At 66.6% G+C, this 21,995-nt stretch carries 15 protein-coding genes; 6 read left to right on the forward strand and 9 right to left on the reverse strand.

Going from position 1 to position 21,995, the window contains the following annotated elements; translation table 11 throughout:
- Nucleotides 1-6: 6 nt before the first annotated feature.
- The 3 genes from E4J89_RS06110 (at nt 7) to E4J89_RS06120 (ending at nt 4,440) form a co-directional block, all read left to right on the forward strand.
- Nucleotides 7-1,317: a GNAT family N-acetyltransferase gene (locus E4J89_RS06110; RefSeq protein ID WP_136785221.1), complete on the forward strand. Its 1,311-nt coding sequence runs from the start codon at nt 7-9 to the stop codon at nt 1,315-1,317.
- Between the two features lie 308 nt (nt 1,318-1,625).
- Entirely contained in the window at nt 1,626-3,098 is a 1,473-nt protein-coding gene (gene rpsA, locus E4J89_RS06115; RefSeq protein ID WP_136785223.1) for a 30S ribosomal protein S1, read from the forward strand.
- Nucleotides 3,099-3,345: 247 nt separating this feature from the next.
- Nucleotides 3,346-4,440 (forward strand): M20/M25/M40 family metallo-hydrolase, encoded by a 1,095-nt coding sequence (locus E4J89_RS06120; RefSeq protein WP_136785225.1) that lies wholly within the window; start codon nt 3,346-3,348, stop codon nt 4,438-4,440.
- 13 nt (nt 4,441-4,453) lie between these two features.
- Here E4J89_RS06120 and E4J89_RS06125 read toward each other — a convergent pair whose 3' ends face one another.
- The 8 genes from E4J89_RS06125 to E4J89_RS06160 form a co-directional block, all read right to left on the reverse strand.
- Nucleotides 4,454-5,596, reverse strand: coding sequence for an acyl-protein synthetase (locus E4J89_RS06125; protein WP_136785227.1), 1,143 nt, complete (start codon nt 5,594-5,596; stop codon nt 4,454-4,456).
- Between the two features lie 51 nt (nt 5,597-5,647).
- Nucleotides 5,648-6,715: a 2,3-diaminopropionate biosynthesis protein SbnB gene (sbnB, locus tag E4J89_RS06130; protein WP_136785229.1), complete on the reverse strand. Its 1,068-nt coding sequence runs from the start codon at nt 6,713-6,715 to the stop codon at nt 5,648-5,650.
- An 11-nt stretch (nt 6,716-6,726) separates the two neighbouring features.
- Entirely contained in the window at nt 6,727-7,719 is a 993-nt protein-coding gene (locus E4J89_RS06135; protein WP_136785230.1) for a TauD/TfdA family dioxygenase, read from the reverse strand.
- The gene (locus E4J89_RS06140) at nt 7,719-10,187 is read right to left on the reverse strand and encodes a non-ribosomal peptide synthetase (RefSeq protein WP_240691740.1); all 2,469 of its coding nucleotides are present in this window, start codon (nt 10,185-10,187) and stop codon (nt 7,719-7,721) included. Before E4J89_RS06140 ends, E4J89_RS06135 begins: the two co-directional genes overlap by 1 nt.
- Nucleotides 10,188-10,330: 143 nt before the next feature.
- A complete protein-coding gene (locus E4J89_RS06145) occupies nt 10,331-13,456 on the reverse strand; it encodes a Pls/PosA family non-ribosomal peptide synthetase (protein WP_136785234.1) in 3,126 nt (1,041 codons plus the stop codon).
- Nucleotides 13,453-14,526, reverse strand: a complete 1,074-nt coding sequence (gene sbnA, locus E4J89_RS06150; RefSeq protein WP_136785236.1) for a 2,3-diaminopropionate biosynthesis protein SbnA — start codon at nt 14,524-14,526, stop codon at nt 13,453-13,455. The genes E4J89_RS06145 and sbnA overlap by 4 nt, the downstream gene beginning before the upstream one ends.
- A gap of 496 nt (nt 14,527-15,022) precedes the next feature.
- Nucleotides 15,023-16,138, reverse strand: coding sequence for a methyltransferase (locus tag E4J89_RS06155; protein WP_136785294.1), 1,116 nt, complete (start codon nt 16,136-16,138; stop codon nt 15,023-15,025).
- A 73-nt stretch (nt 16,139-16,211) separates the two neighbouring features.
- On the reverse strand, nt 16,212-16,952 hold the full coding sequence (locus E4J89_RS06160; RefSeq protein WP_136785238.1) for a YigZ family protein: 741 nt from the start codon (nt 16,950-16,952) through the stop codon (nt 16,212-16,214).
- Nucleotides 16,953-17,072: 120 nt separating this feature from the next.
- Between E4J89_RS06160 and E4J89_RS06165 the strand changes: the two genes are divergently transcribed.
- A complete protein-coding gene (locus E4J89_RS06165) occupies nt 17,073-17,303 on the forward strand; it encodes a DUF6480 family protein (protein ID WP_136785240.1) in 231 nt (76 codons plus the stop codon).
- Nucleotides 17,304-17,627: 324 nt separating this feature from the next.
- The gene (coaE, locus tag E4J89_RS06170; RefSeq protein WP_136785241.1) at nt 17,628-18,839 is read left to right on the forward strand and encodes a dephospho-CoA kinase; all 1,212 of its coding nucleotides are present in this window, start codon (nt 17,628-17,630) and stop codon (nt 18,837-18,839) included.
- A gap of 15 nt (nt 18,840-18,854) precedes the next feature.
- Here the strand turns inward: coaE and E4J89_RS06175 are convergent, their stop codons facing one another.
- The gene (locus E4J89_RS06175) at nt 18,855-19,712 is read right to left on the reverse strand and encodes a VOC family protein (RefSeq protein ID WP_136785243.1); all 858 of its coding nucleotides are present in this window, start codon (nt 19,710-19,712) and stop codon (nt 18,855-18,857) included.
- 161 nt (nt 19,713-19,873) lie between these two features.
- On the opposite strand from E4J89_RS06175, the gene uvrB reads away from it, so the two are divergent.
- Nucleotides 19,874-21,970, forward strand: coding sequence for an excinuclease ABC subunit UvrB (gene uvrB, locus E4J89_RS06180; RefSeq protein ID WP_136785245.1), 2,097 nt, complete (start codon nt 19,874-19,876; stop codon nt 21,968-21,970).
- Nucleotides 21,971-21,995 lie beyond the last annotated feature (25 nt).

A 21,995-nucleotide genomic window follows, 5' to 3' on the forward strand; every position in this document is an offset into this window, starting at 1 on the left:
AACACCGTGACCACTCACACACAGGACACCCGCCAGGACCTGCGCATCGACCGGTTTTCTGCCGGGCTGGACGGCGAAGCTCCGGATGCCCGGACCCTCGGCTGGTTTGAAGCTGTCGGCTTCGGCTTTTACGACAAGAAGCCGGATCCGTCCGACGTTGCCGCCTACGCCAAGGCCTATGGCGCAGACCGGCGGATCCTCTGGGGCGCCTACGACGATGCGCCGCGCCCCGGCGTCTGGGACCGGCAGATACCGGTCGCCACCTATGCCAGCATGGTCAACACGCTCAACGTGGGCGGCGGGCGGCAGATGGACACGCACCTCATTACTGCAGTGACGGTCAGGGCAACGCACCGGCGCCGCGGCCTGCTGCGCCGGATGATCACTGAGGACCTGAAGCAGGCGGCCGGCCACGGGCTGGCGATGGCGGCCCTGACGGCTTCCGAGGCCACCATCTACGGCCGGTTCGGTTTCGGTGCCGCAACGTTCACCCGCGAAGTGGAGATCGACGTCAGGGAGCGGTTCGGACTGCGTGCCCCGGCCACCGGAACGATGGAGCTGGCTGACCCTGCCTCGCTGCAGGAGCTGGCGCCTCAGCTGTTCAACCGGTTCCATGCCCGGGTCCCGGGCTCCATTGGGCGCCAAGCCAGCTACGCCCTGCGCGTCTCGGGGCGCTGGAGCCCGGACGGAGCGTCGGAGGACAAGGCGCTTCGCACGGCTGTCCATTACGACGGCGATGGCCGCCCGGATGGCTATGTCAGTTATCGCTTCGCTGGCTGGGACACCAAGCCCTACACCGTGAAAGTGATGGATCTGGTCGCCGCCGAACCGGATGCCTACCTGGAGTTGTGGCGATACCTCGGATCACTTGATCTGGTGGAGCGAATCCAGTTCCCACTGTGCCCGGAGCAGGATCCGTTGGCCTGGGGCCTGACGGACAGCCGCGGCTACGAGGTGAAGTCGGTGGAAGACGTGTTGTGGCTGCGCGTCCTGGACCCGGTGACGGTGCTGCAAACCCGGCCGTACATTCATGACGGCACCTGCACTCTGCGGATCAGCGACCCGTTGGACATCTGCGGCGGCGTTTATCGGCTCACCGTGGAAGCCGGCCGCGGAACAGTGGAGAAGCTGGCCGCGGACGCCGATGCCGACGCCGTCGTGCCGGTGGATTCGCTCGGCTCCCTCTTCCTCGGCGGGGTCCGCGCCCGGACTCTGGCCGCGGCCGGGCATTTCTCCGGCGCCTCCGCTGAGGCGGTTTCCCGGCTGGACCGCCTGTTCGCCACGGATACCGCGCCCTATTGCATCACGCATTTCTGACGGGCGGCACGGCGGCGGGGTGCCCGGCTGCGGGCGGCCAGGGCAGGTTCGGCGCCGGGCGCGCGCGCCGCGGGGCCGGCACGCTTTGCCGGAATTGGGGTAACCGGCTAGACTTATTGGGCGCGTAATGCGTATGGAGAGCCCCTTCCCATGGAGGGCAGGCTCCATGAGCTTCACCAAAATACATCAGTCCGTTTCCGTAAACGGCAATGCATCCCCCGGGCAGCAGCGTATGAGTGCTGGTGCGTGCCGGGAAGCAGGGCAGTCACGGAACTTTCGAAAACTATCCACATCGGAGCCCCTACTACATGACCATCACCTCCACCGAGAAGCCCGGTACCCCGCAGGTCGCGATCAACGACATCGGTACCGCTGAAGACTTCCTCGCAGCCGTCGACGCGACCATCAAGTACTTCAACGATGGCGATCTGGTCGAAGGCACTGTCGTCAAGGTTGACCGCGACGAAGTTCTGCTCGACATCGGTTACAAGACCGAAGGTGTCATCCCCTCCCGCGAGCTTTCCATCAAGCACGACGTCGACCCGGGCGAAGTTGTCGCCGTCGGTGACGAGGTCGAAGCCCTGGTGCTGACCAAGGAAGACAAGGAAGGCCGCCTCATCCTGTCCAAGAAGCGTGCTCAGTACGAGCGCGCCTGGGGCGACATCGAGAAGGTCAAGGAAGAGGACGGCGTTGTTACCGGCACCGTCATCGAGGTTGTCAAGGGCGGCCTGATCCTCGACATCGGCCTGCGCGGCTTCCTGCCCGCCTCCCTGGTTGAAATGCGCCGCGTGCGCGACCTGGCTCCGTACATCGGCCAGCAGATCGAAGCGAAGATCATCGAGCTGGACAAGAACCGCAACAACGTGGTGCTGTCCCGCCGTGCATGGCTCGAGCAGACCCAGTCCGAGGTCCGCTCCACCTTCCTCAACAAGCTGGAGAAGGGCCAGGTTCGCCCGGGCGTCGTCTCCTCGATCGTCAACTTCGGTGCCTTCGTGGACCTGGGCGGCGTCGACGGCCTGGTGCACGTCTCCGAGCTGTCCTGGAAGCACATCGACCACCCCTCCGAGGTTGTCGAGGTTGGCCAGGAAGTCACCGTCGAGGTGCTCGAGGTGGATCTGGACCGCGAGCGTGTCTCCCTGTCCCTGAAGGCTACCCAGGAAGATCCGTGGCAGACCTTCGCCCGCACCCATGCTCTGGGCCAGATTGTCCCGGGCAAGGTCACCAAGCTGGTACCGTTCGGTGCGTTCGTCCGCGTCGAAGACGGCATCGAGGGCCTGGTCCACATCTCCGAGCTGGCCGTGCGCCACGTGGAGCTTGCCGAGCAGGTTGTCTCCGTCAACGACGAGGTGTTCGTCAAGGTCATCGACATCGACCTGGAGCGCCGCCGCATCTCGCTGTCGCTGAAGCAGGCCAACGAGGGCGTGGACCCCGAGGGCACCGAGTTCGACCCGGCACTGTACGGCATGGCTGCCGAGTACGACGAGCAGGGCAACTACAAGTACCCGGAGGGCTTCGACCCGGAGACCAACGAATGGCTCGAAGGCTACGAAGCGCAGCGCGCCGCATGGGAGCAGCAGTACGCTGACGCCCAGGCTCGCTGGGAAGCCCACAAGAAGCAGGTTGCTGCTTCGCTGGCCGAGGAAGCCCAGGCTCCGGGCGAGTCCGAGGCCGCACCGACCAGCTACTCCTCCGACGCCCCGGCGGCTCCGGCCTCCAGCGGCGGCACCCTGGCTTCCGACGAAGCCCTGGCTGCACTGCGTGAGAAGCTGACCGGTCAGTAACAACTGCGTCAACGGCGCGGCATCCTCCGCCGCCGCTTGACTCACGGAAACCCCCGTACCTTTCAGGTGCGGGGGTTTCCGCGATGTTGGACCCGGAGTGGCCGCGCCGACACCCCACAGACAAAGCGATGAGGGCCACCCTTGTCCGGTCGGCCGTTGCCGCCGGCAACTAGTCCTTCCCACACGGGTCCACGGGGCATAGGATGTGCCCAGCAGCGCCCAGAACGCATCCTTGGGGAAATCCGACATGCCACGTGCAGTATTCGTTCCGCAGCGTCTCCGGTACCATCCCAGTAGCCGTGCCCGGCTGTGCACCATTGCGCTGTGCGCGGCCCTGGGTTGCGGGCTTGCCGCCTGTACGGAGGAGCCGCGGTCGCCGGTGGTGGTGGATTCGCCACCGGATCCGTCGGTAGTACGCGAGGTGGTGCAACCCAGTGCGCTGCGGCGGCATCTGGAGGCGTTGCAGGCCGCGGCGGACGCGAACGGCGGGAACCGGGCCGACGCCACCGGGGGTTACGAGGCGTCCGCGGAATACGTTGAGGAGCAGTTACGTGCGGCGGGATACGAGCCGCGGCGGCAGGAGTTCAGCTATGGCCGGAGCGACCCGGTGGACGCGTTCAACATCCTGGCCGACACCGACGCCGGCGGAAGTTCCGGGAACGTGCTGCTGCTGGGCGCGCATCTGGATTCGGTCGAGGACGGGCCCGGGCTCAACGACAACGGCAGCGGCGTCGCAGCGGTGCTCGAGGTCGCGTTGCGGCTCGCGGAGCAGGGCGCGGTACCGCGGGACCGGATCCGGTTCGCGTTCTGGGGCGGCGAGGAGGACGGACTGCACGGCTCGGAACACTACGTCGAGGAACTCTCCGGCGCGGAGGCCGCCGCGCACGTGGCGTACCTGAACGTGGACGTGGTGGGCTCCCCGAACGGCGTGGTGTTCGTCTACGACGGCGACGGCTCCGACGGCGAGGGAGAGGCCGGGCCCGAGGGGTCGGGCGCCGTCGAACAGGTCTTCGTGGACATCCTGCGCGGCGAAGGGATCGAGGCGCTGCCGTTCGGGTTCATTGAGGACTCGGACTACGACGCGTTCGTGCGCGGCGGGATCCCGGCCGGAGGGCTGTTCACCGGCGACGCGGGGACCAAGAGCGAGGCCGAGGCGCTCACCTTTGGCGGGCAGGCCGGGGAGCAGTACGACGAGTGCTACCACGAAGCCTGCGACACCATCGAGAACGTCGACATGACAGTGCTGGAGCAGATGACCGAAACGCTGATCAGCGCGACCGTCTCGCTCGGCGGCATCGAAGACGGCCTTGCGACGGGCACCGCCACCGAGGGCGCCGGCTGAGTCGCTTACGGAGTTAGACCTTCACCAGAGCCGGCGCCTCATCGGCGGCGCTGTTGCGCGAGTCGAGGTAGCGCTCGATGCTGACCGGGCAGTTGCCAAGGCCGCTGCCCTGCCCTCGACGGCGGAAGTTGATGACCTGGCCGGTTCTCCCGCAGCCGCAGGTGCCGGATTCCACGTTGCCCACGTCGTCGGTGAGGAGGAAACCGGGGTAGCTGGTGTTGAGCGCGTCCAGTATGGCAATGGTGCCAGTGTCCCCCGAAGGGAGCTCCTTGCCGACCTGTCCAGGGTCGCGGATGGAAATGTAGCACCAGGGCGGGACGTGTTTGCGATGCAGGTGGCATTCGACGGCGAGCATGTTCGACTCGATCATGCCGTACATGTCGCGCACGTTCGCCGGACGCACACCGAGCAGGTCGTGGCACCGGTCCCGGAAGCCCTCCTCCGGGATGGCCTCGGCCGTATGCCGCTTCCAGCCCCCGAGCGTGATGATCATGCTGTAAGGGTCCAAGCGCACATTGACTTTCTCCTGCTCGAGGAAGCGGAGGAGCCGGTTGATCAGGAACGGCGGACCGACGATGTGCCGGGTCATGTGACCCTTCCACCGGCGCAGGTGCTCCATGGCCTCCCTGGCGTCGAACGCCTGATCGTCAACGAGGTAGGCGTGGTGGTCGAAGACGCTGTTCAGGATGTTGAAGTCCTTGAGCAGGCCCATTTCCGAGGCTTCGGAGTCCGTAGGGTTCAAGAACAGGCCCGCGCCGCCGGACAAGTTGAAGAATTCCCGATAGGTCCCGATGAGGCCAACCAGCGCGCGGGTCATCGTCTCGCTGTTGCGGCGGGCGACGGACTGGATACCGTGGGTTCCGCTGGAGCGGGTCTCGGTCTCGACGTCGGCCAGAGAGCAGGTGAGCAGCACTTGGGCGTCGGGGCGTTTGAACATGCTGACTGGCAACAGGGGCAGTTCCTGCAGGTCGCCGATGTCGTTGATCGCGGCGGGATCGACTCCCAGCGCGTCGCACTGGGCACGATAGAAGCCGTTTTTGGCCTGATGGTAGATCGCGGCGTCCCGCAGGACGTCCGTAACCGATTGTGCCCAGTCATCAGGGGACTGGACGTGTGCTTGGGACACATTCCCCAGCATCTGCGCTAACGAGAGCATTGTGTCACTTCCTCGGTGGGTGCGATTCGATAAACGTGGTGGGCCGCCGGGTCAGCCGTACCTACGCAGTTCGGAAAAGAAGTCGTCGACCACTCGGAGCTGCCCGCTGCCGGCAAGTTCGTCGTAGACGTACTTGCCCACCGCCAGGTCCAGCACGCCCAACCCGAACGGAGAGAACACCACGGGACGGTCGTCCGGCAGCGAGACCCTTCCCTCCATGACATCGGCCAACGTTCCGTCCACGAAATCCCGGTTGCCGACCGCCTGCTCCGCGAGGTGGGCCGACGTCCCGGCCTTGAGGCAATGATCCACGTCGTCGAGGATGTTGGTCGACGCCAGCAGGATCTCCGGGGCCAGATCACGCAGGGATACGTGAAGCACCAGCGGATTGTGCGCGAACCACGTGGTGTCGTGCACGTGCGGCTCCCCGGCCACAGTGGCGAACACGATCAGGTCGCTGTTGCTGATCAGCTGTTCGGGGCCCTCATGCACGGTCACCCGGGCCTGGGTGCCGCTGCGCTCCAGATACCCTTTGAAACCCTCCGCGCTTTCGCCCAAGAGGTCGAACACCCCGATCTCGTCGAAGGACCAGTCGGTCGCGTTCAGGAAGGTGTGGATGTAGCGGGCGATGAGGCCGACGCCGAAGAAGCCGATGCGGCGGGGGCGCCCGCGTCCCCGGCTGAGCCAGTCCGCAGCGGCGGCAGCCGAAGCAGCCGTCCTGGAGGCGCTAATGATGGAGCTTTCCATGCATGCGAACGGGTATCCCGTTGCCCGATCGTTCAGGATGAGTACCGCCGAAGCACGTGGAATCCCCGATGCCACGTTGTCCGGGAAGCTGGAGACCCACTTGATGCCGTCAACCTCCACCTGACCGCCAACCGAGGCGGGCAAGGCGATGATGCGAGAGGTGGGCCGGTCGGCGAAGCGCAGGAAGTAGGAGGGTGGGTTTACTGAGTCGCCGGCAGCATGCACCCGATAGGTTTGCTCGACCAGTTCGACGACCTGTTTCTCCCGGCCCTGCAGCACCTGCTGCACCTGGGCGCCTGCAATGACCGCGAAAGACGGCACCGTCTTCGGCTCTGTGGCCGATGCGGCTGGGGGAGTAGCGATATCTGTCATCGTGCACCGTCCTAGGTGTGGGTATCAAGATCGAATACGTTGCGCGGCTCGGCCATGCCGACCAGGATCTCCCGCGGTCCCTCGTACGCCTCGCGGCTGTGGGCCATGCGGATGTTGTCGACCAGCATCAGGTCCCCGGGTTCCCAGGGAGTGCGAAGCGTGTGGGCCTCGTAGATCTCGTTCAGGAGGGCGACGATGTCCTCGCCAATCGGGTCGCCGTTGCCAAACCGGGTGTTGAACGGCAGACCGTCGGGACCGTAGACGTCCACCAGGTATTCCCGCACCTCGGGAGCGATCGTCCATTCGTTCAGGAACGCGACCTGATTGAACCAACAGCGTTGGCCGGTCGCCGGATGCCGGACCACGGCAGGGCGCCGTTGCCGGGTGCGCAGCTCCCCGTCTGGCTGCCACTCGAACTCGATCTCGTGCGCGCGGCAGTAGCTCTCGACGTCGGCGCGGTCGGAGACCCCGAATGCCTCCTCGTAGGTGGCTCCGATGTCCTCGTTGTAGCTGCGGGCGAGCAGCCACCCCTCGTCTTCGAAGCGCCGAACGATGTCCGGAGGGATGGCGTCGAGCACGGCGCTGGCGTCTGCCACACCGGTCACCCCACCGACGCTGGGTGCCCGGAGGCAGGCGAAGAGCATCAGTCCGGGGAACTCGAGCGCATAGCTGAGCTCCTGGTGCATGCACATCGGCTGGTTCGAGGGCCAGGTGAGGGATGAGTACACGCCGTCCAGGTAGGGCTGCCGGGTGGCGAATGCCTCCCGGTCCGGCATGAGGCCGCCTGAGACCAGCCGCTGGAAGCCCTCGGCCACTTCAGCTGGATCACGCAGGCCCAAGCCGCGGACCAGTACTGCGCCGTGATCATCCACCGCCGCGCGCAGCGCCTCACGGTTCTGTTCGGCCCACAGCACGGGGTCGTGGCCGTAATCGACGGTGAGCATCGGCGTCCGTCCGGCTTGGCGTTCCACGTCGAACTGGATCCTGGGTGATTGAGACGACATCAGAGGTCCTTTCCTTTCACGGGTAGCGGGTGGGAATGGCCAACCGGTCCTCCCACCGGGGCCGTTGGGTCTGGCTTCGCGGCGGCTCCTGCCGGCCGCGGGTCGGGCGAGACGGCAGCGTCCGTGAGGGACGAGGCCTCGAGCAAGGTCGCCAGGTCGGACAGGACAGGCGACTGCATGATGTCCTTGATCGACACCGCGCGCTTGAGCAGGACGGCGAGCTTCACCGCGGACAGCGAGGTCCCGCCCAGGGCAAAGAACGAGTCCTGCGCGCTGATCCGACCCGCCGGTAGGCCGAGCACCGACGCCCATGCCTCGGCGAGCCGCTGCTCGGTGGCCGAGAGGGCCTCCGCCGCGGTACCGGCTTCGGGCACGACCTCCCGAGCCATCCGGGTCAAGACCTTCCGGTCGATCTTGCCGTTGCCGGTCAGGGGCAGGCTCTTCTGCCACCGATACGCCGACGGAACCATGTAGCCCGGAACCCGCGCGGCCAGCTCGCTCCGGATTTCATCGACTTCGAGCTGCCCATTGCCTGAGTAGAACGCCACCAGGAACTTCGACTGTCCGGCGCCCTCACCGACGACGACGGCGCCGTCGCGGACGCCGGGAACCCGCAGCAGCGCGTTCTCGATGTCGCCGATCTCGATCCGGAAACCGGAAATCTTGACTTGGTTGTCCCGCCGGCCCAGATACTCCAGCTTTCCCTCCGGCGACCAGCGGCCGTAGTCGCCCGCCCGGTAGAGTCGCGCACCGTCCACGTAGGGGTCGGTGGAGTAGGCCAAGGCCGTCCGTTCCGGATCGTTGATGTAGCCGCGGCCCACGCACACTCCGGAGAAGGCGATCTCGCCCGGTGCTCCGAGCGGCACAAGGCGCTGCCGCTCGTCGAGGATGTGGATCCTGACGTTGGAAATCGGCGGACCCAGTGGCACAGAACTGCCCGCTGGCGCTGCGCTCATGACCTCGTGGTTCGTGTCGTCCGAGGTCTCCGTGAGTCCGTAAGCGTTGACCAGCTTGACGTCCGGCATCACGTCGAACCAGCGGCGGACCAGTTCACGTTTCAGGGCCTCCCCGGTCGCCGAGACGCAGCGGAGGTTCGGCAGGGCGCGGGGGTTGCCGGCCAAGTAGGCCACCACGGCGTCCAAATACGAGGGAACGACCTGGAAGACCGCGACCGCGCCCCGTTCCACCGTGTCGATGAACCGCTCGACGTCGAGGATGCGGTCCTGCGCGACAATGTGCGTGCGACCGCCGACGAGCAGTGCCGAGACCAGTTGCCACAGCGAGATGTCGAAACATTGGGGGGCGCTCTGGGCAACGACGTCGCCGGGGCCGATCCCGAGGTCCTCGACCTTGGCGAACAGGTGGTTCACCATCCCCTCGTGCTCGCACATGGCGCCTTTCGGCTCGCCGGTGGAACCCGAGGTGAAATAGACGTAGGCGAGCTGATCGGGGCGAACCTCCACACCGGGATCGTCGCCGGTGTGCCCCTCGGACTCAATGGTGTCGAAGAGGAGCCTGGTGACCGAAGGAAGTCCGTCGAGTGCTTCATCCAGAGTGCCGGTGCTGCCCTCCTCAGTCAGCACCATCCGACTGCCGGACCGGGTGAGTGTTCTGGCGATCCGGTCGGCAGGGAAGTGCGGTTCGATCGGCAGGTACGCGCCGCCGGCCTTGAAGACGCCGATGACGGCGGCCATCCACTCCAGGTCCCGCTCGGCGATGACCGCCACAACGTCCTCCGCCTGGAGTCCGCGCGCCAGCAGGGCCCAGGCAATGCGGTTGGCGCGGGTGTTCAGCTCCGAGTATGTCCACTCCCGCGCGTCCTGGACAGCCGCGATGCGATCGGGATGCTGCCGGACGCGTTCCTCGAACAACTCATGGAAGCGCTGCTGGGGCCGGGGGCGTTCGGGTCCGGCGAGCTGCCCAAGCTGGAAGCGCTGCTCATGGGCATCAACCACATCGGCATCGAAGGGATCCGCCTCCGGGTTTGCCACCAGGTGGCGGACCGCGGCGAGGTGGTAGCCGGCGATCCGGAGGGCCGCATCCTCGTTGATGACGTCGCGCCGATAGCGCAGGCGCAAGGTTGCGCCGCCTTCGGTATCGCGGAGTGAAATGCCCAAGACAATGCTCTCCGGCAGGTCGGGATCGTTGTCCCGGAGGGCGTCGAATACCACCTCGTAGCCCGGCGTGGCCGCGTCATGGCCGGCGTGCCCGGGGCCGGTCTGCTCTGCCCCGGCCTGGATCTGCCGGCTGTGCGCCGCGGAGACAAGCGCCAGCCATGATCCTTGGCCCGGCTCCAGCTCGCACGGCCAGGTCCCTGAGGTGTCCCTCCAGCCGGTGGTGACCTCTGCCTCGCCGGACAGCGCCTGAAGCACCCTGGCGTGAGCCGCCAGCCAGATCGCCACAGGGGTCACATCCAGCTCGCGGGACACGGTCCGCACGGACTGGTGCAAATCCTCGGGAACCGCCACCTCGATCCTTGCCTGACCCGGCTGGCGGTCCTGTGTCCACCTGGGAATCGCCGTCGGGACGGTACCAGCGGCAGCTGTCCGATTGGTATTCGGGCCCTGAGCCTGGTCAGCGGCGGTGCGGCAGGTTTGCGCAGTGGTGATGGTCATGAAACGGGCCTTTCCAGTGCGATGGGGGAGATGGCGGGGGTAGGGGCCTCTTCGGCCGGGTTGCCGCCCCACAAAGTGCCCCGAGGAAGCGTGGTCCCCTTCATCACGAAGGAGTCGGCAGCCACGACGGCACCGTCCTCAACGGTCACGCCGTAGTGGATAAAAGCTGCCACACCCAGCGTGACGTCGTCCCCGACCACGTTGTAGTCGGACTTGAACATCCCGTCCTCCTGGGAATGGGACTGGATGGTGGTGCCGTTGTTAAACGTGCAGCGGGAGCCGATCGTCACCAGGGACCGTTCGATGACCGCGAGGCCGTCGTCGTAGACCCGGGAGCCGATCCGTACGCCCAGCAGACGCCAGATCAGCGGCTTGAACGGCGTTCCGTTGAAGACAGCCAAGTATCGGCTCTGGGCCTGCAGCTTCCAGTACCGCTCGTGCCACCAGAAGTAAGGGTTGTAGATGGAGCACAACTGGGGCCGAAGCCCCCGGAACCCGGTCGCGAGATGTTGGAGGCCGATGGGGACCAGCACGCCGAGCACGAGCAGCACCACGAAGGACGCGCTGAGCGCCAGGAAACCGTATTGGTCGGTCAACTCGAGGCCGGCGAACATCACCAGCAGGGCCACCGAGGCGTTGAACCACCGTGCCAGCATGAGGAGCGCCATGGTGCGCAGGTTGTGACCGTCCTTGGCCGCTAAGTCGCGGCGGAGATCGGTGCGGCTCCTCTGCTCTTCGGGGAGGGTGTCCCGCAGCACTGAGCGGGGGATCTCGAACGCCGGCGATCCGAGCAGACCCACGTCTTGGCGCACCGGCCCGTCGACCGGGATCATGACTTTGGTCGCGAGCAGACAGTTGTCGCCGGTCTTGGCTTCGGCGGGGTACAAGACGGCGTTGCCCAGGAAGTTGCGGGCACCGATCGCCACCCCACTGAGCTTGAACGACGTCGCCGAGTATTCCGCGTTCATGAATGACACCCCGTCGGCGATCATGGTGCCGGTGCCGATGGTCGAAAGGAACGGGTTGTCGTGCTTGAAACCGGTACCAAAATTCGAGCCGGTCTGCTGGACCTCCGGCTGGCGGTATCCGATGGCCCGCACGTAGTTCACAACGTAGGAGCTGTCGCCGAACAACTGCCCGAGCATGGGGCTGTTGGTCATTTTTGAGACCGTTCGTGCTGCCGCATCACGCAGGCCGAACAGTGGATAGACCCTGTCGGGCTTCAGCACCAGTTGGAGCAGTTGCGGCAGGGTCGTGATGAGGACCAGCGCCACAATCGTGCCACCGATGATGCCCAGGCCGGCGTAGGCAATGGCGTCCGCGTAGAAGATCCAGCCGCCGAACGCCCACTCCTGCGTCCCCAGAAGCGCCGCCACGTTCGGGTCCGCCAGGATCACCAGCGTGATCACCAGTCCCCACATGGTCCGGCCCAGCCCGACGGTGCCCACGAGTTGGGAGACGGCGAACCATGCCCGGCGCCATGGCCGGTAGGGTGTCGGCTCGACGGTGGCGTAGTCCGCACTCCCCGGCCGGCCCGGCGAACCGTGCCACCGCTCGCCGTCGGGCACGGATTGGCCCGTGTAGAGCGTGGACCGGTGGCCTAGTTGCGAGTGGTCGCCCATGGCCGTGTTGATGTCCAGGACGCTTCCCTCGCCGATGATGACGTCCTTGCCCAGCGTGACTCCGCCCACTTGGATGACGCCGCCGTGGGCACGGTATCCGTTGAGTATCGCGTCCTTGCGGATTACCGTCCCCTCGCCGATCGTCAGCAGGTCGGTGCAGATCGGCAACCGATTGGTCATGATCATCACGTTGCGGCCGACCTTCGCCCCCATGGCCCTCAGGTAGAAGGTGGTGAGCGGCGAACCGGCCATCAACGAAAGCGGAGAAGTGCGCATCAGCGCCTTGACCAGCCAGAACCGGAAGTAAGCCAGGCTCCAGATGCGGATCTCCTTGGGCCGGAACCGCCCGATGAAAATCCACTTGGCAACCACCGGCAGGATGCACATCACTACGAACGTCGCAGCGGTATAGGCGATTGATCGCAGGTAGAGCTCCCAGAAGGGCGTTCCATGGCTTACCCAGTCGTGGTTACCCGCCGCCGCGTCCGGGAACAACCAGAGGTACCCGACGACCATGATGAAACCGGCCAGCACACAATAGCCAAGGTAAACAAGCACCTGCAGGGCGCCGCAGGCGACATACTCCCAGGTCCGTGCGTCCATGGGGGGTGGCATCTCCGGCTCGGTGGCCACAGTCGGCGGGGGCATCGTCTCTTTGTCCTGCTGCAGGGGAACCTGGAGTGCCGTTGCCAGCGCGGAGATATTGGGGTTGCTGTAGATCTCCTTCATGGATATTTGCGGCAGGTCCGGCTGCTTGCGCACGCGGGCGCAGAACCGGGCCATGACCAGCGAGTCGGCGCCCAGGTCGTGGAAGAAGTCGGCGTCGGCCGGCACCTGCTCGATGTCCAGCACGCCGGCGAGGACTTCGGCCAGCTGGCCCTGCAGTTGTGCCGCCGCTGACGTTTCTTCCGCGGGTGCCAGTGCAGCGGCCAGTGCCGAGATCGTTGGGTTCTGGTAGATGTCCTTGATCGAGACAGCCGGCAGGTCCGGTTGCTTGCGCACGCGGGCGCAGAACCGTGCCATGACCAGCGAGTCGGCGCCCAAGTCGTGGAAGAAGTCGGCGTCGGCCGGCACCTGCTCGATGTCCAGCACGCCGGCGAGGACTTCGGTCAGCTGGCCCTGCAGCAGTGCCGCCGCTGACGTTTCTTCCGCGGGTGCCAGCGCTGCCGCCAGTGCCGAGATCGTTGGGTTCTGGTAGATGTCCTTGATCGAGACGGCCGGCAGGTCCGGCTGTTTCCGCACGCGGGCGCAGAACTGCGCCATGACCAAGGAGTCCGCGCCCAATTCGTAGAAGAAGTTGTGGTCCAGGGGGACATCGTCCTTCTTCACCACCGATGCGAGGAGATCCGCTAGGCGGCGCTCCAAGGCAGCGCGCGCCACCTTGGCAGGCGCGGCTGCAGGACCGTTGTTCGCCGGAGTATCGGGTGCCTCAGGAGCCGGGGGATTCGTCGGGGGTCTGGAACGCGGAGCCCCCTGCAGGTCACGGACGGGCAGTTTCACTGCACAAAGCTCCTTAGTGAGGCGGTGGCAACGGGATCGGCCACGGGGGCCGGTGCCGTGAGCCGTGGCCCTGACACGGAGCCGGACAATGGGTCCGGAGCGACCGCCGCGTCAGCGGAGGCGAGCGCTTCGGCGCCGAAGTGGTCGAGCACCCAGTCGGGGTTGTAGACAGTTTCCAAGTACGGACGGCCCAGATCCGGCGAGATGGCCACTGCGGTGGTGTCCTGGGCGTTGTGGTCGTTGAGCCAGGACATGGCGCCGTGGACCACGGTCCCGGTGGAGCCACCCAGCATGAATCCGCTGGCGGCGAGGCGGTGGCAGGCACGCACGGTGTCCGGCTCCTCGACGATCACCACGTCATCGATCAAAGATTCGTCGAGCTGCGGCGGACGTACGCTCATCCCGAGCCCCGGGATCAGGCGGGTGGCGGGATCGCCGCCGAAGGAGACCGATCCTGCGGCGTCCACCGCGACAACCCGGACGTCTGGTCGGTGCTCGCGGAAGTACCGCGCGCAACCCATCAGCGTTCCCGTTGTCCCGGCTCCCACGAACAGTACGTCCAGTTCGGGGAACTGCTGGGAAATCTCGGGGGCGGTCCAACGGTAGTGCGCGCCCCAGTTGCCGGGATTGGTGTACTGATTGAGCCAGATGTACCGCTCGTCGGAAGCGCAGAGGTCCCGGACGTGGTTGAGCCGGGCTCCGAGGAAGCCGTCGACGGGATCTGGTTCGGTGACCAGGTCTACCTGGGCCCCGAGCGACTCCATCACTTGCCGGGTTGCCGGATTGCAGCGTGGATCGATCACGCATACGAAGCGGTATCCCTTGCTGGCTGCGATCATGCTGAGCGCAACGCCGAGGTTCCCCGAGGAGGACTCCACCAGGATGGAGTCCGGGCCGATTGAGCCATCCCGCTCGGCGCGCTCGACCATTTCCCGCGCGGGCTTGAGCTTGATCGAGCCGGCGAAGTTGAACCCCTCGATCTTCAGGTAGAGGCGGCGGCCGAGCACCCCTTCAAGGTCTACGAACAGGCTCTGCTCATTGAACAGGTGCGGATCCTTGATGATCGGCATGATATCCCTCGTTCTCCTGCCAGGAGCTTGATCACAAGGGTCGCCAGGGAATGGCGGGTCGGATTAGTGAGCATCGCTGTTCTCCCCAAGAACCCCATGAAGCTGCGTTTGCAATGCGCTTAAAGTGAACCCCCGGCCCCGTTATCGCGCCGTTATTGCGCCGTTATTGGCCGTGGGTAAAGACCGCCGGGCGTGTTGGCCTGCAGGCCTTACGCCGCGGTGCCCCCCCCACGGCTCTCTCAGCATCAAAAAGGTGTTCTGCGGACAAGGCGCCAGCACCGCCGGCAGTGGTTGGCCAGGTCTGATCGCCTGCGCACGGACAGAGCCACATGATGTGTTCGTCGCCTACAGCCACGACACCATCAAAGACTCGCCCTCGCCGGCGGCCTCCGAAGGCCTGACTCCGGAGGAAGAAGGCGAGCTTCGCCGGTACTACGGCACCGAAACCTGACGTCGAGTGAGGCCCTGGTCCTCACCACCGAAGCCTGACGTCGCGTCAGGCCCTGGTGCTCACCGTGACCGTGAACTTGGGATTCCTCGCCACCTGGCGGGTGGGTCCTACCAGGCGGTTCAGCGCAGGCTTGTAGGCCAAATGGCTGTTCCACACCGTCCACAGTTCGCCTCCGGGGGCCAAGACACGGCCGGCGTCGGCGAAGAGCTTCAGGGCAATGCCGGCATGGACGGCGTTGCCGATATGGAACGGCGGATTCAGGACAACCAGTTGCTCGGAAGCCGCAGGCAGTGAGGACAGGGCATCGTCCCGGCGGACCTCTACCCGGTCGGCCACCGCGTTTGCCTCGGCGGTGGCGCGCGCTGAGCTGACCGCGGAGGCGGACTGGTCCATGGCCAGCACCCGCAGTCCGCCGCGGGCCAGAGCCAGATAGGCGGCGATCGTTCCGTTGCCGCAGCCAAGGTCCACGGCCCGGCTAGCCTCCCGGGCATCGGCGAGCAGGGGGAGCAGGAACCGGGTCCCAGGGTCCAATTTTGGCCCGCCAAAGGTGCCGCCAAAGGCGACCAACCGCAGCGGAACCGGCAGACCGACGTCGTGCTCCTCGGTGCGAGGGAAGCGCGCGCCGACCGAAGGCAGCGGACCAGAGGCGGTCAGGATCCGTGCTTTCTGCCGCGCCAGACCGGCCGTCACGGAGGAGAACGATGCCGACAGCACGGAGTTCATCGCGGTGCTCATGTGTTTGACCCGGCCGCCCGCCAGCACCGTCACATCTGGAGACGCCGCCGCGGCGACGCAGCCGGCAATCTCCTCCAGCGCATCGAGCGAACGCGGCAACTGAAGGAGCACCAGTCGGACTCCGTCAAGGGCGGACGGCTCCAGCGGGCGGTGGCCGTAGCCCGACAATCCAAGCCGGGAGGCGTTGTTGTCGAGCGCGCGCTCTGAGCTGAGGGCGTCCTGCAGCACGCGGATTCCCTGTTTGCCCGCAGCTGCCAGGGCCAGGGTGAGCGCCCCGTAGCGGTCATTCACCACCGCGATCCGGCTTCCTGCCAGACCAGTGATCAGGGGTTCGGCGGTGTCCAGCAGGAGCTTGTCGGCGGCATCGTAGGCGAACAGGTTGTCCGCTTCCACGTCCGGCCACCGCCGGAGCGCGGCAAAGTCCAGGCCGGGTCGGAGGCTCCGGGCGGCGTCCCCGGCACCCCCGGCGTCCCCGGGGGCCCCGGCGTCGGCGTGATGGTCAGCCAAGGTCTACCCACTCCGTCCCCAGTTCAAGAGGTGCGGGACCGCCCGACGTCAAGGCTGCCAGTTGTTCCTTGAAGCGTTCGATCACGTCCGGCGTGTCCTCCAGGGCCAGCCGGATCCGCACATCTGCTGCACCGTAGTCGGTGCCCAGCACGACGGTTCCGGTGGCTCGCAGGTCATTTTCCAGCCGGCCGGCGTCCGCGTGCACGGTGGGGGCCGCGAACAACCGCATCCTGCGCCGCTGGACCAGGTCAGCGGTGGAAACGGCCTCCGACACCGATTCCGAATAGGCTCGCACCAGCCCGCCGGCGCCCAGCAGGATCCCGCCGAAGTAGCGCACGACGACGGCAGCGACGTCGCTCAGGTCCGTCACCCCCGGTGCGGTCTCGCGTTTGAGCAGGGCTTCCAACATGGGGATGCCGGCCGTGCCGGAGGGCTCGCCGTCGTCATTGGAGCGCTGGACCGCGCGATCGGGACCAAGCACGAAGGCGCTGCAGTGGTGCCTGGCATCATGGAACTCACGGCGCAGGTCCGACACCAGGCTGCGGGCCTCGTCCTCGGTCTCCGCACGGCGCAGCACGGTGATGAATCGCGAACGCTTGATCTCGATCTCATGGCGGTGTTCGCCGGCAACGGTGGTGTAGCTGCTGGCGGTGGACGGTTGAAGCACATCCTCCAGCCTAATCGTCTTTGCAGCGGCGCTGGAGCCGAGGTGCTTGATCGTGCCGTTGTCCATGCGCCCCTGCCCGCGCCGGGCCGAGAGGCCCCCTTGTCCGGCCGGCCGGACCGTGCCTAGTGTGGCGGTAAGTGGCCGTCCGGTAGCGGTGCGGCCGTCCCGGCAACGAACGGTGGAGCCATGGCGAAGTACCAGCCCGAATTCGATCGGCGCATCCAGGACGAGCAGGACCAGGGTTCGGACTCGGACAAGACGAGCGCGGAACGGGTCTCGGCTCAACAGGGCGACTCGGCCAATCCGGATCCGCAAGAACAGAACATCACCGGACCTGAACCCGGCGGCGGGGTTCCGCCCGGCGAAACCCCGCCGGCCGAGGACCAGATGAGCGCAGACCAAGGACACGAGGAGTAACCGGCCCGCTACAGCCGCTGCCTTCGTCGTCGGCGTGGAGACCACGACGACGGCGCGGTGCGGTTCCGCTGCCTTCGGCGTCGGCGTGCAGACCACGACGACGGTGCCGTGCGGTTCCGCTGCCTTCGGCGTCGGCGTGCAGACCACGACGACGGTGCCGTGCGGTTCCGCTGCCTTCGGCGTCGGCGTGCAGACCACGACGACGGTGCCGTGCGGTTCCGCCGCGGACTCGTTGGCGCGCCCTTATGTTCCGGTCCGTCTGCCGTTCCGCGGGGACCGAGTGTGTGGCACGGTGTCAGCTGGCTTGCTGGCTAGACTGAGGCCGTGTTGAGAATCGGACTGACAGGTGGAATCGCCGCCGGAAAATCGCTCGCCGCCCGGCGACTGACGGAGCTGGGCGCAACCTTGGTCGACGCCGATGCTATCGCCCGGGAAGTAGTAGAGCCGGGCACCGATGGCCTGCTCGCGGTCGTCGAAGCCTTCGGCCCGGAGGTCTTGGATGCCGAGGGCCGGCTGAACCGCCCGGCGCTGGGCGCCTTGGTGTTCAATGATCCGGCGCAACGCGAGCGCCTGAACACGATTGTGCATCCTCTGGTCCGCGCGCGTGCGGCCGAAAGGGCAGCTGCCGCCGGCGAAGGCGGAATCCTTGTCCAGGACATCCCACTGCTGGTGGAAACCGGACAGAGCCCCTCCTTCCACCTGGTCTTGGTGATCGACGCCCCCAGCGAAGAGCGGCTGCGGCGCATGATTGAAGACCGTGGCATGACTGAGGCCGACGCCCGTTCCCGGATGGCCGCCCAGGCCTCGTCGGCAGAACGCAGGGCTGCCGCCGACGTGGTGCTGAACAACACCGGGACGCGCGAGCAGTTGCTGGCCGCACTGGATGCCCTCTGGGAGGAGCGGCTGGTGCCCTTCAACCAGAACTTGCTGGCCGGCCGGCTGGCTCCTCGCTTGGGGCCGCCGGTGCTGGTGGATCCGCAACCGCAGTGGCCGGCGCAGGCAGCCTTGCTGGCGGAGCGGATCAGGCGCTCCGACCCGCGGATCATGGCAGTCGACCACATTGGGTCAACGGCCGTTCCGGGCCTGCCGGCCAAGGACGTGCTGGACCTGCAGGTCACGGTGGCCAGCATGGCGGATGCCGACTCCGCCGCCGAGGCGCTGGCCGCGGCCGGCTTCCCGCGCTGGCCCGGCAGCTGGCGCGACACGGCGAAACCGCAGCATCCGGAGCCGGGAGACTGGGCCAAGCGGCTGCACGGCAACGCCGATCCGGGCCGGGCCGTCAATGTGCATGTCCGGGAAGCGGGCTCGCCGGGTTGGCGTTTTGCCTTGCTGTTCCGCGACTGGCTGCGGGCAGACCAGGGGGCCGCCGAAGCCTATCTGGCCGAGAAGCGGCGGCTGGCCGCCCTGCATGCCGCGGACCCATCCGCCGGCCGCTACGCCCGGGCCAAGGAAGACTGGTTCAGCCAAACAGCAGACCCGCAGATGCATCGGTGGGCCGAGGACACAGGCTGGAAACCGCCCGCTCTCGGCGGCTAGCGCCGGCGCGGTTTCTCAGCCGGTGGGAGGGGTGAACTGGCTGGCGGTGAAGTCGGCCCCCCACGGGTCCCTGATCACCGCATCCCGCGTCCAGTCCGTGTCGGTCCGGTCAAGCACCGTTCCGCCCAACCGCTCGGCATCGGCCGCCGTCGCATCGCGGTCGGCGACGGTGAAAGCCACGTGCCAGTGTGGTGCCTCCCCGTGCTGCACCTCCGAAAGCCACCCGATGGCGTCCGCGAAGCCCGGCGGAGCAGCGATACCAGACTGGCGCTCGTGGATCTCCGGGTCACTGGTCGACTGCAGGTGGTCGCCATAGCCGGGGACGCGGATCATGCTGCCGAAACCGAGGTCGTCGAACTGCCAGCCGAACACCCGGCCGTAGAACTCCCTGGCCGCGGCAGGATCCGCGGCGTGGAGGTCGCTGAAGTTCCACGCCCCCGGCACATTGACCGCCTGGGCACCCGGGCGGCGCCGCGCCTGCCAGAGCCGGAACACGACACCGGCCGGATCGGCGCACACCGTTGACCAGCCGCCCTCCCCGGCAGCCTCCGGACCGGAGAGCACCCGGCCGCCCGCGGAGCGGATCCTGTCCAGGGCACCCTCGGAATCCTCGACCGCCACGTACGTGTTCCAGGCCGGCTCGCCGCCGCCGGCCGTGCCCTCGCCGCCGACGACTCGGGCTTCGCCGAGGCCGGCGACATCACGGCCGTCGAGCTGGGCGATCACGTAGCGCGGGGAGGCGCCCGGCGGCGTTGCGTCGGCGAACGTCCAGCCGAACAGGCCGCCGTAGAATTCCTTGGCCTTCTCAATGTCCCGGTGTTCGACGTCGATCCACGACGTCACGCCCTCGGGATAGGTCCGGACCTGGTCCATGATGTGCCTTCCGTTCGTCGTCGGGTGCACGGACAGATCTACCGCACACAACTGCGCCGAGGCAACGGTGCACGGACGCGGCAGGGGTAGCCGAGGCGCCGATTTTTGCCCAGAGCGATTCAGGACCCACACTGACCGGAATCGGGTCTACGGTTAACGGCATGAGTCTTGCGCAGGACATCAAACGCATTGTAGCGCCCTTCGAAGTCGTCAGCGAGTTCCAGCCCGCGGGCGACCAGCCGACAGCCATCGCCGAACTGACGGAACGGATCCAGGCCGGAGAGAAAGACGTGGTGCTGCTCGGCGCCACCGGTACCGGCAAGTCCGCCACCACCGCCTGGCTGGTGGAACAGGTGCAGCGGCCCACCCTGGTGCTGGTGCAGAACAAAACCTTGGCGGCCCAGCTCGCCAACGAGTTCCGCGAACTGCTGCCGAACAACGCCGTGGAATACTTCGTTTCGTACTACGACTACTACCAGCCGGAAGCCTACGTCCCGCAGACGGACACCTTCATTGAGAAAGACTCCTCCATCAATGAGGAAGTCGAACGGCTGCGCCACTCGGCCACCAACGCGCTGCTGACCCGGCGCGACGTCATCGTGGTGGCCACCGTGTCCTGCATCTACGGCCTGGGCACGCCGGAAGAGTACATCGCCGGAATGGTCACGCTGCGCAAGGGCGCCGAAATGAACCGCGACGACATGCTCCGCCGGTTCGTCGCCATGCAATATGCCCGCAATGACATCGACTTCCACCGCGGCACCTTCCGGGTGCGCGGCGACACGGTGGAGATCATTCCGATGTACGAGGAGCTGGCGGTCCGGATCGAGTTCTTCGGCGACGAGATCGAACAGATCCAGACACTGCACCCGGTCACCGGCGAGATCATCCGCGAGGAGACGGAGATGTATGTCTTCCCGGCCTCGCACTACGTGGCCGGCGAGGACCGGATGAGTCGCGCGGTCAAGGAAATAGAGGACGAACTGCGCGACCGGCTGCAGGTGCTCGAGTCGCAGAACAAACTGGTGGAAGCGCAGCGGCTCCGGATGCGCACCACCTACGATCTGGAAATGATGCAGCAGATGGGGTTCTGCAACGGCATTGAAAACTACTCGCGGCACATCGATGGCCGCGGTCCGGGCACGGCGCCGCATTGCCTGCTGGACTACTTCCCGGACGACTTCCTGCTGGTGATTGACGAATCGCATGTGACCGTGCCGCAGATCGGCGCGATGTATGAGGGCGACATGTCCCGCAAACGGACCCTGGTGGACCACGGTTTCCGGCTGCCGTCCGCGATGGACAACCGGCCGCTGAAGTGGGACGAGTTCCTGGAGCGGATCGGGCAGACCGTCTACCTTTCCGCCACGCCGGGCAAGTACGAGCTGTCCAAGTCCGACGGATATGTGCAGCAGATCATCCGGCCCACCGGCCTGGTGGACCCGGAGGTCATCGTCAAGCCCACCAAGGGCCAGATCGACGACCTGCTGGGCGAGATCAACGCGCGGGTGGAGCGGAACGAACGCGTTCTGGTCACCACGCTGACCAAGCGGATGGCCGAGGACCTGACCGACTACCTGAACGAGCACGGGGTCAAGGTCCAGTACCTGCACTCCGACGTGGACACGCTGCGCCGCGTGGAGCTTCTCCGGGAACTGCGGATGGGCGCCTTCGACGTGCTGGTGGGCATCAACCTGCTCCGCGAAGGCCTGGACCTGCCCGAAGTCTCGCTGGTCGCGATCCTGGACGCGGACAAAGAGGGCTTCCTGCGCAGCAGCACGTCGCTGATCCAGACCATCGGCCGTGCCGCCCGCAACGTCTCCGGCCAGGTGCACATGTACGCGGACAAGATCACCGACTCGATGGCCAATGCCATCGAGGAAACCAACCGGCGCCGTGAGATCCAGATTGCCCACAACAAGCAGCACGGCGTGGACCCGCAGCCGCTGCGCAAGCGGATTGCGGACATCACGGACCAGTTGGCCCGCGAAGACGCCGACACCCAGCAGCTGCTGAAGGACTTTGACTACGGCAAGGGCAAGCGCGGATTTTCCGCGGCAGTGTCCAAGGACAAGGTCCGCCGCGACGGGCTGGCTGCTGCCCCGGCCGAGGACCTGGGCGAGCTGATCGCGCAGATGACCGAGCAGATGCACGCCGCAGCGGCGGAACTGCAGTTCGAGCTGGCCGCCCGGCTGCGCGACGAGGTTTCCGACCTGAAGAAGGACCTGCGGCAGATGCGCGCCGCCGGCCACGCCTGACACGTGCGTTGCCTGCCGTTGCAGG

Source organism: Arthrobacter sp. CAU 1506 (assembly GCF_005047635.1).
Lineage (GTDB): Bacteria > Actinomycetota > Actinomycetes > Actinomycetales > Micrococcaceae > Crystallibacter.